Source organism: Altererythrobacter sp. KTW20L, assembly GCF_023501975.1.
Taxonomy (GTDB): Bacteria; Pseudomonadota; Alphaproteobacteria; order Sphingomonadales; family Sphingomonadaceae; genus Alteraurantiacibacter.
In genome coordinates this window covers 287,726-295,962 of record NZ_JAMFLH010000002.1, presented here as the reverse complement: position 1 = coordinate 295,962, position 8,237 = coordinate 287,726, and the positions used below count along the sequence as shown (strand labels likewise).

General features: G+C 61.0%; 6 protein-coding genes and 1 pseudogene. 2 read left to right on the top strand and 5 right to left on the bottom strand.

The window, feature by feature from the left end:
• Positions 1–47: 47 nt before the first annotated feature.
• Entirely contained in the window at positions 48–707 is a 660-nt protein-coding gene (locus M3P36_RS03100; protein WP_249700606.1) for a CoA transferase subunit B, read from the bottom strand.
• Positions 704–991: pseudogene (locus tag M3P36_RS03095) on the bottom strand (CoA transferase subunit A); the annotation flags it as partial. The pseudogene M3P36_RS03095 and the gene M3P36_RS03100, both read right to left, overlap by 4 nt.
• On the opposite strand from M3P36_RS03095, the gene M3P36_RS03090 reads away from it, so the two are divergent.
• Positions 954–1,184 (top strand): putative oxygenase MesX, encoded by a 231-nt coding sequence (locus M3P36_RS03090; RefSeq protein WP_249700604.1) that lies wholly within the window; start codon positions 954–956, stop codon positions 1,182–1,184. The pseudogene M3P36_RS03095 and the gene M3P36_RS03090 overlap by 38 nt on opposite strands.
• Positions 1,185–1,212: 28 nt before the next feature.
• A complete protein-coding gene (locus M3P36_RS03085; RefSeq protein WP_249700602.1) occupies positions 1,213–2,247 on the top strand; it encodes a methionine synthase in 1,035 nt (344 codons plus the stop codon).
• Positions 2,248–2,676: 429 nt separating this feature from the next.
• On the opposite strand, the gene M3P36_RS03080 is transcribed toward M3P36_RS03085, so the two are convergent.
• The 3 genes from M3P36_RS03080 to M3P36_RS03070 all read right to left on the bottom strand — a co-directional run bounded on the left by M3P36_RS03080 (position 2,677) and on the right by M3P36_RS03070 (position 8,186).
• Complete coding sequence (locus tag M3P36_RS03080; RefSeq protein ID WP_249700600.1) at positions 2,677–4,584, bottom strand: SNF2-related protein; 1,908 nt, start codon at positions 4,582–4,584, stop codon at positions 2,677–2,679.
• A 165-nt stretch (positions 4,585–4,749) separates the two neighbouring features.
• Positions 4,750–5,001, bottom strand: a complete 252-nt coding sequence (locus tag M3P36_RS03075) for a WYL domain-containing protein (RefSeq protein ID WP_249700597.1) — start codon at positions 4,999–5,001, stop codon at positions 4,750–4,752.
• Between the two features lie 542 nt (positions 5,002–5,543).
• Entirely contained in the window at positions 5,544–8,186 is a 2,643-nt protein-coding gene (locus tag M3P36_RS03070; protein WP_249700595.1) for an AAA family ATPase, read from the bottom strand.
• Between the last annotated feature and the right edge of the window lie 51 nt (positions 8,187–8,237).

Sequence of the window (8,237 nt, the reverse complement as noted above, 5' to 3'; positions counted from 1 at the left end):
ACCGACCACCGAAAAGATAGACCGAATTCGCCATTACCTGCCTCTACTTACTGATGGTAATGCGCGCTGGTCTTCGCCGCGACATCCTCGGCCGCAACGCCCGGCGCCAGTTCGACCAGCCTGAACGGGCTGGCGTGGTCGAGCCGCTGGAATACGCACAGGTCGGTGATGATCATGTCCACCACGTTGCGGCCCGTCAGCGGCAGGGTGCAGGCGGGGATGAACTTGGGCTCGCCGTGCTTGCTGGTGTGTTCCATCACCACGATGATCTTCTTCACGCCCGCGACCAGGTCCATCGCCCCGCCCATGCCCTTGACCATCTTGCCGGGGATCATCCAGTTGGCGATGTCGCCGCCTTCGCTCACTTCCATCGCGCCCAGCACGGTCAGGTCGATATGGCCGCCGCGGATCATGGCGAAGCTCGCCGCGCTGTCGAAATAGGCGCTATGCGGCAGCTCGCTGATGGTCTGCTTGCCGGCATTGATCAGGTCCGCATCGACCTCGCCCGCATAGGGGAAGGGGCCGATGCCGAGCATGCCGTTCTCGCTCTGCAGCGTCACCTCCACACCCGGCGGAATGTGGTTGGCCACCAGCGTGGGAATGCCGATGCCGAGGTTGACGTAGAACCCGTCCTGCAATTCGCGCGCGGCGCGTTGCGCCATCTGGTCGCGGGTCCATCCGGGGGTAAGCCCGTCTTGCGTGGTCATAACGCGTCCTCCCGTTCCCGCGTCGTCACAAATTCGATCTTCTTGTCATAGGGGGCGCCGACGATCATCCGCTGCACATAGACGCCGGGCAGGTGGATGCAGTCGGGGTCGAGCGACCCTGCGGGGACAATTTCCTCCACCTCGACCACGCAGGTCTTGCCGCAGGTGGCGGCGGGCAGGTTGAAATTGCGCGCGGTCTTGCGAAACACCAGGTTGCCGGTCTCGTCCGCCTTCCACGCCTTGACGATGGCCAGGTCGGCAAAGATCCCGCGTTCGAGGATATACAACGCCAACTCGGTCGCAGCCGAGCACTTCAAGCCGAGCCTGAAGTGCCAGGACTACTCGCTGACCCGCATCATCTACGACCGGGAGGAGCGCAGCAGGCTGGCCAGGGAGCAGGGCAAGTTTGCCGAAGAAAGCCTGATCAAGCCCTATCGCTCGGTCCTGGCGCAATGGTCTGCCAGCGCCGCCTTCTGATCCTGCTCCACCAGCGAGATTACACTTCATGACGATATTGTTGCCCACGTCGACCGCTGGCAGCCTGCCCAAGCCGTCCTGGCTGGCCGAGCCGGAAACGCTGTGGCCTGCCTGGAAATTGCAGGGCAAAGAACTGGACGCCGGCAGGCAGGATGCCCTGCGGCTCGCATTGGACGACCAGCTGCAGGCCGGAATCGATATCGTCAGCGATGGCGAGCAGACGCGCCAGCACTTCGTGACAACCTTCCTCGAACACCTGAGCGGCGTCGACTTCGCAAAACGCCAGACGACCAGGATCCGCGACCGCTATGATGCGAGCGTTCCCACGGTAACCGGGGCCGTCAACCGCACCAAGCCGGTGTTCGTCGAGGATGCGAAGTTTCTTCGTCGCCAGACGACGCAGCCGATCAAGTGGGCCCTGCCGGGCCCGATGACGATGGTCGATACACTGTACGATGAATATTACGGAAGCCGCGAGAAGCTGGCCTGGGAATTCGCCCGGATCCTGAACGAGGAAGCCCGGGAACTGGAGGCGGCCGGGGTCGACATCATCCAGTTCGACGAACCGGCGTTCAACGTGTTCTTCGACGAGGTAAACGACTGGGGCATCGCCGCGCTGGAGAGGGCCGCCGAAGGTCTCACGTGCGAAACGGCAGTCCACATCTGCTATGGCTACGGCATCGATGCCAATACCGAGTGGAAGAAGACCCTGGGGTCCGAGTGGCGGCAATACGAGGAAGCCTTTCCCGCCCTGCAGAAGTCCAAAATCGACATCATTTCGCTGGAATGCCAGAATTCGCGCGTTCCGATGGACCTGATCGAACTCGTCCGCGGCAAGAAGGTCATGGTCGGTGTCATCGACGTGGCGACTGACCGTATCGAGACGCCGGAAGAAGTGGCCGATACGCTTCGCAAGGTCTTGCGGTTCGTCGATGCCGACAGACTTCAGCCTTCGACCAATTGCGGCATGGCTCCGTTGTCCCGAGATACCGCAAGGGCGAAGCTCAACGCTATGTGCGCCGGCGCGAAAATTGTCCGACAAGAGCTTGGCGTGAACAAATGACGGGCTCTCCCCCAAGTGCTGAACGGTCTCTCGAATCCTGATCTGGCCCCGACGGCTCGTTTGAGCGGCAATGTGTGAGATTGAGCTGAGATCACTTTAGCCACAGCGATTGAAGATGCATCGATAAGCGGCGGCTAATGAAATATGCGAATCTACCGCTTTTGGGCCGACTGCCGACGGACCGCTTTCGATATTCGACCCCTCAAAGCGGACTAGATTCAGCTGTCGGGCAGATGGGGGCGTGACCGCATCTGTCCACTTGATCATGGTCCCAATCTCACCTCGCGTAGTGCCTCGATCAGCCGCATCGGCTCCTCACCACGCGCGCGCCGTTCCCGCCCTTCGGGCCCGGCGTCGACAATGATCAATCGCTCGGCTGCAGTTATCGTGGGACGCGCTATCCGTCGCTCACCGCGATTGCTCAGCGCATCACCGGTGCAGGCTGGTCCGGTCCCCGGTTCTTCGGGTTGAAGAGCCCACGGCTCGGCAAGCTGGAGGTGCGCGAACATGGCCGCTGATCAGCAGATCCGCCGCCTGCGCTGTGCAATCTATACCCGCAAGTCGACTGAGGAGGGTCTCGATCAGGCGTTCAACAGCCTTGATGCCCAGCGCGAGGCGTGTGCCGCCTATGTTCTCTCGCAGCGCCATGAGGGCTGGAACCTGCTCCCAGAGCTGTACGATGATGGGGGCTTTACCCAGCACATCGTCGGATGCGCCGAACACCCCGTCGAACAGGTGCAGCTTGTTTTGCAGCAGCTCGTGGATGCGTTCCTCGGCCCGGTTCTTGAGGTTGAGCATGTTGACGACAGTGACATCGACAAGCTGGCCATACCTGTGGCAGCGTCCGATCCGCTGTTCCACCCGCTGCGGATTCCAGGGCAGGTCGTAGTTGATCAGCAGTGAACAGAACTGGAGGTTGATACCCTCAGCGCCGCTTTCCGTCGCAATCAGGATAGTCTTGTCGTCGCCGCGGAAGGCATCGACGATAGCGGCCTTCATGTCGGCAGTGCGCGAACCTGAAACACGATCAGTGCCTGCATGCTGCTTGCGCCAGGCTTCGTAAATCGCGCGGCTCTCCGGATCGGAGTTGGAGCCATTCATTAGGGCGATTTGGCCGTCATATCCGTGTTCGGACAGGAGCGCCGCAAGATACTTCTGGGTCCGCACGCTCTCGGTGAAAATCACCGCCTTGCGCTTGCCGCCCTTGCTTTGAATTTCGTCAAGCACGGCCGGCAAGTTCTGGACCAGCTTCTCACCCTTGGCGTTCATGCCGATCGAAAGGGCCAGGTCGCGCATCTTCTCGACAAGTTCGATTTCGGAAGCGAGACGGACAGGATCCACAGGGGGCGGCCCTTCATCGCCCTCGTCTTCAATGCCTTCCAGCTCATCGGCCAACCCATCTTCCAGGTCGTCGGTCATATTGAATGAGGCCGCCTGCGCACGCCTGAGGCGCTCCAGCAAAGTGGTCAGGTATTGGGAGGTAGCGAAAGTAGACGAGCCCAGCTGCTTGCGGGCTTGCAAGACCACGAGCGCATTGGTGCGACCGTAGGCAACCGTGTTCGGATCCTGAAGGTATTCCGAAAGCATCTCGTAGAGGCGCGTTTCCTGGTCGAAAGGTTCGAAGGTAAATGTTCGTGCGTGCCGTTTCCGGAAATTGATGTGGCCGGCCTCCTGAACCTGCCGCCGCAGTGTCCGGTGGCAAACCGGTGCCAAACGATCGCGCAGCAGCTGCTGCGATGCAGGCGTGGTTGAGGACCCCATGAACTGCGCGCGGAAAGCCTGCTCCCCGCCAAAGTGCATGTCGTCGATGATGGAAACCAAGCCGAACAGCTCGATAAGTGAATTCTGAAGCGGGGTCGCCGTCAGCAGAATTTTGAAGCGATCTCCCACCGCGGATTTGATGGCTTTCGCGCCCTTTGCGCCGTTCTTGTTCCAGACATTTCGGAGGCGGTGTGCCTCATCGAAGATAACGAGATCCCATTTGGCGGCGCGGATTTCGTCAGCCTTGCGGGCTGCAAATTCATAGGACACGATGACCACACCGCCAGCCACCTCGAAAGGTCGGCGTTGTCCAGCCTTGACCATGTCCTTGTGGGTCTTTGCCTCAAGGATGCGGCTACGAAGGGAGAACTTTTCATGCAGTTCCTGGCTCCACTGCTTCCGCAGTGATGCCGGCACAATCAACAGAATGCGCTGCCTCTGCTCGGCCCATCGTTGCGAAATAACGAGACCGGCCTCGATCGTTTTACCCAACCCCACTTCGTCCGCCAGCAAGACGCCTTTCGCGATAGGGGATTTCAACGCGAATAGCGCCGCTTCGACCTGGTGGGGGTTCATTTCCACCCTTGCCGAGGTCAAAGACCGCGAAAAAGAGTCCTCGCCCGTTCCTGCGACGGTGAGGCGGGACGCATGGTAATGGCCTTGGACAGGTTGATATCTCAAAGGGAGGCTTTCGATTGAGGAGGACTAGAAAGGATTAGTATCGCAAGATGATGATGGGCATTATCTGAGAGTGTCTTGCGACAATAACGGTCGTAAGATGGTTGTGGCTGCTGCTATCCGGTCTGCCATCACGGAGCGTAGCTCCTCTGGCCCGACAATCACAACGTCGCCTCCCCAAGTAAACAGATGCTCGGCAATTTCGCGCAAGCCGCCGGCCCGGAAGCGGACGAGCAGCGAACCGTCGGCATTTTCTTCGAATTGTTGCCCCGGATGGAAGCGCCATTGTTTCGCCCGCCCTGTGGCTCCTGGCAAGACACGCAGGACGATGTCATGGTCAGGCGGATATCGTAGTTAAGGCCAAGGCCGTGGTAGATGTCCTTGATGAAGCCCGCCGGTAGGTCGGTGAGAAACGCCTCCACACCCGACGCGTCGGAGGCCTCGAACCAGAATGCGAAGCCCTCCAGCGTGATAGTCGCGAGTTTTGTATATTTGGGTTGTAGAAAATTTGGGCTCGAGGCGTCGAGCGTGTGCGGATGAAGAATAATGCACTCGCCGTCGCGATCGCCTTCGATCAACTTGATAGGCTTCTTTGGTGGAACGAATTTTTCGTCATATTGCTCCGCGAGCGAGACCGCCTGCGGTGCTGGCGTGTATGCGACCTGCCAACGCGCGCCCTTCTGTTTCGTCGTGAAGTGAAGCTGCGCCCCCTCCTTTTCGGTCGCCACGAAGCCCGGCGCATATCGTCTGGCCATTGTCTATTCTCCTGCCGGTTCGCTTCGCCTTCTCGTCGATTGCGGAGTTCAGTGCGAGACGCATTTGCCTAAATGGCGAGAGCGCCCAGGGCGGCGAGGGTCTCATTTCTTGGGTTTCATCTGCGGCCGTGCCGCTTCAGCTGCGGCCTTGGCCGACTTGAAGTCGTCAATCAGCTGTTCGAGCTCGCCGAGATGGACAGTAAACTGGTCGGGTGTCGGAACCGGCACGGTGTCGGCAGCCGGATTGTCGTGGCTATGAGTGTTCGCCCGCGTCATCCCGTCGTAAAAGCGGATCGCGAGATCATCAGGCAAAGTAACATAGCGCAGCATCTGGGTCTGAATGACGTCGACGCCGCGGCGGACAATGTCGCTGAAGATGATCTCCTCGACCACCCGCTCATAAGTATCACGCAGCCGGCCATAGAGGTTCTTGATCGCGAACTCATAGTCGGCTGGGCTGCTGCCATGGATCTTAGGTAACGGTGCGAAGGCGCTTTTGATGGCGCCGATCCGCTTGGCGACGTTGAGGCCCTTCCAGACCATGCCAGCCACGTCGATCTTGCCCGCCGCGTCGAGGTCGCTGAACAGCGCAACCGTGACCGGCTCGATGCCGACATTGTCGGCGGCGCGGCACAGCTCGTTAAAGAAGACGATGTCGTGAGTGAACACGACGACCTGCCGGCACGTAGCTTCGGCAGCGATGCGGTCGGCGACTCTGCAGCTACGATCGCGGTCGAGCGAGGACACTGGATCGTCGATCACGATCGGCCCGGACCCATCGGTGAGCGCGACTTCGGTCAAAAAGCCTGCAAGCGCCAGCGCACGCTGCTCGCCTTCGCTCAGGATCTGCGAGGTGACCTTGGCCAATTTGGTCTGCGGATCGATCTCGAACTCGGCCTTGGTCTGCCCGCTCTTACGCGCTAGCCCGACCTTGAGATGCAATATGTCAAAATTGGTGCGCTCGGCGTCAAACCGCGAGATCACCGCCGCGGTCAGATGCGTATCGATAAGTTCATTGGCCCGCTTGGTGATGCCCGTTGTAGCAACGAGAGTAAGCGCCTTGGCATACGCAGCATCGATCACCATCAGGTCGCGCCTGGTGGTGAGCTTCGCCTTGTTGGTGTGAAGGATCTTGCTGTCCTCCAGTTCGGCTTTTTCGATTTCGAGCTTCTGGCGGCCCTCCACCAGACTTGCTGCGGCGAGTGCAGTTTTCTCGTCGCCAAGTTTGGTGGACAGCGCCTCCACCGCCGCGAGCGGCGAGATGAGCGGCGCCACGTCGGCCAGCTCGGCGCCCTTCAGTCTGGCCTTGGCGTTGGCATGGCGACCAGCGACGGCAGACTGGAAACTCTGGAGCGCGTCGGCCAGCGCGGCATCGCGCGCACGAACCTGCTCGATTCGCTCAGCGATATCGTCGCCCAGTAGATGAGACAGGGCGGGTAGATCGGCCAACGCGTCAGTGACCGCAGCCTCGGCGGCCGTGGCCGCGGTGTCGAGCGCATCGTCCATATAGGCCTGAAAGCGCTGCATCCGGTCGATGCCGCACGTCTCCAGCGGCTGCTGGCAGAGAATACAGGCAGCGATGTCGGTATCGTCACCGACCACCGGGAAGGGCTGATCGGGATAGGCTTCCGTCACCGAGTAATCGCGCGCCGCCTGCCACAGAGCCCGCCAGGTCTGGCTACCGACGCCGTTGAGTGGCGCATCGTCGAACAGGGCGCCGGCCGCGAGCTGCGCGGCTTCGCGAGCTGCGACCGCCGAATCGCGCAGCGCCGTATGCGCCGCCAGCGCCTCGTCGCCGAGTGCATCTGTCGCACTTTCGCATTCGAGTTTGACGGCACCGATCCAACTCAGCAACGCGCCGAGGTCGGATGCCGTCGTCGCGCTCGCCGCTAGCAGATTGGTGATCTCTTCGAGGCGTGTCGCATTATCTTCGCTCCACGCCGTGCCGGCATCGATCGCAGCATCGGTCGCGATCTTGCTGAGGCCGGTGTTGAATGTCTGGGCCTTTGTCTTCCGCGCGATCGGGAACGCGATCGAACTCAGCGCGATTTTGCCGCCGACCGCTGTGAGCTGCTCGGCCTCTAGCTTTGCCTTGAACGCGAGGCAGACGGTGTTCAGCCGGTGCGGTAGTGCCAGACCGAAGGGCAGATAGCGGATTTGATTGCCGCCATCGACATAGATCTGCGCCGACGCGCTGTCGAACACCGCGACCTGTGCGAGTTGCGGCGCCGCTGCCATGCCTGGGGTCCAGGCGATCGGGACATCGCCGTCGCCGAGATCGACCAAGATATCGGCCCCTTGCGCGCCCGCGCCGTCGCCATAGACATCGGCGAGGACCTTGAGCATCGCCGGATTTTCGATGCGCGTCCGGCATGCCGTGCGCAGGATACGAACGAAACCGCTCTTGCCGCTGCCATTTCGTCCATAGACGATGGTCAACGCCTTGGGGCAGAAGCTGAGCGACGCGTTGGCGACTAGCCGGTTGACGCCTTCGACATTGGCGATGCCTTTCAGCACCACCGGCGTCTGCGCGCCGCCCCCGAAATGCGCCTTGGCGAAGGGGGTCGGCTTAGGCGGCTCGCTCGCGAGCGTGAACCCGGCCGCCTGCTTGACCATCGCCAGAAGCTCGTCCTGATCCGCGTCGGTAAGATCGTTGGCAATGGCGAGCCGACGCAGGCAGTCGCGCCGCCATGGCTGCTGCGTGGCTGACCAGCTAATGATGTCATCGATCGGTTCGCTCACCATTCCCCCTCCCTGATGAGTCCGCTATGCCGCTTTGATGGCTGCGGCTCCACT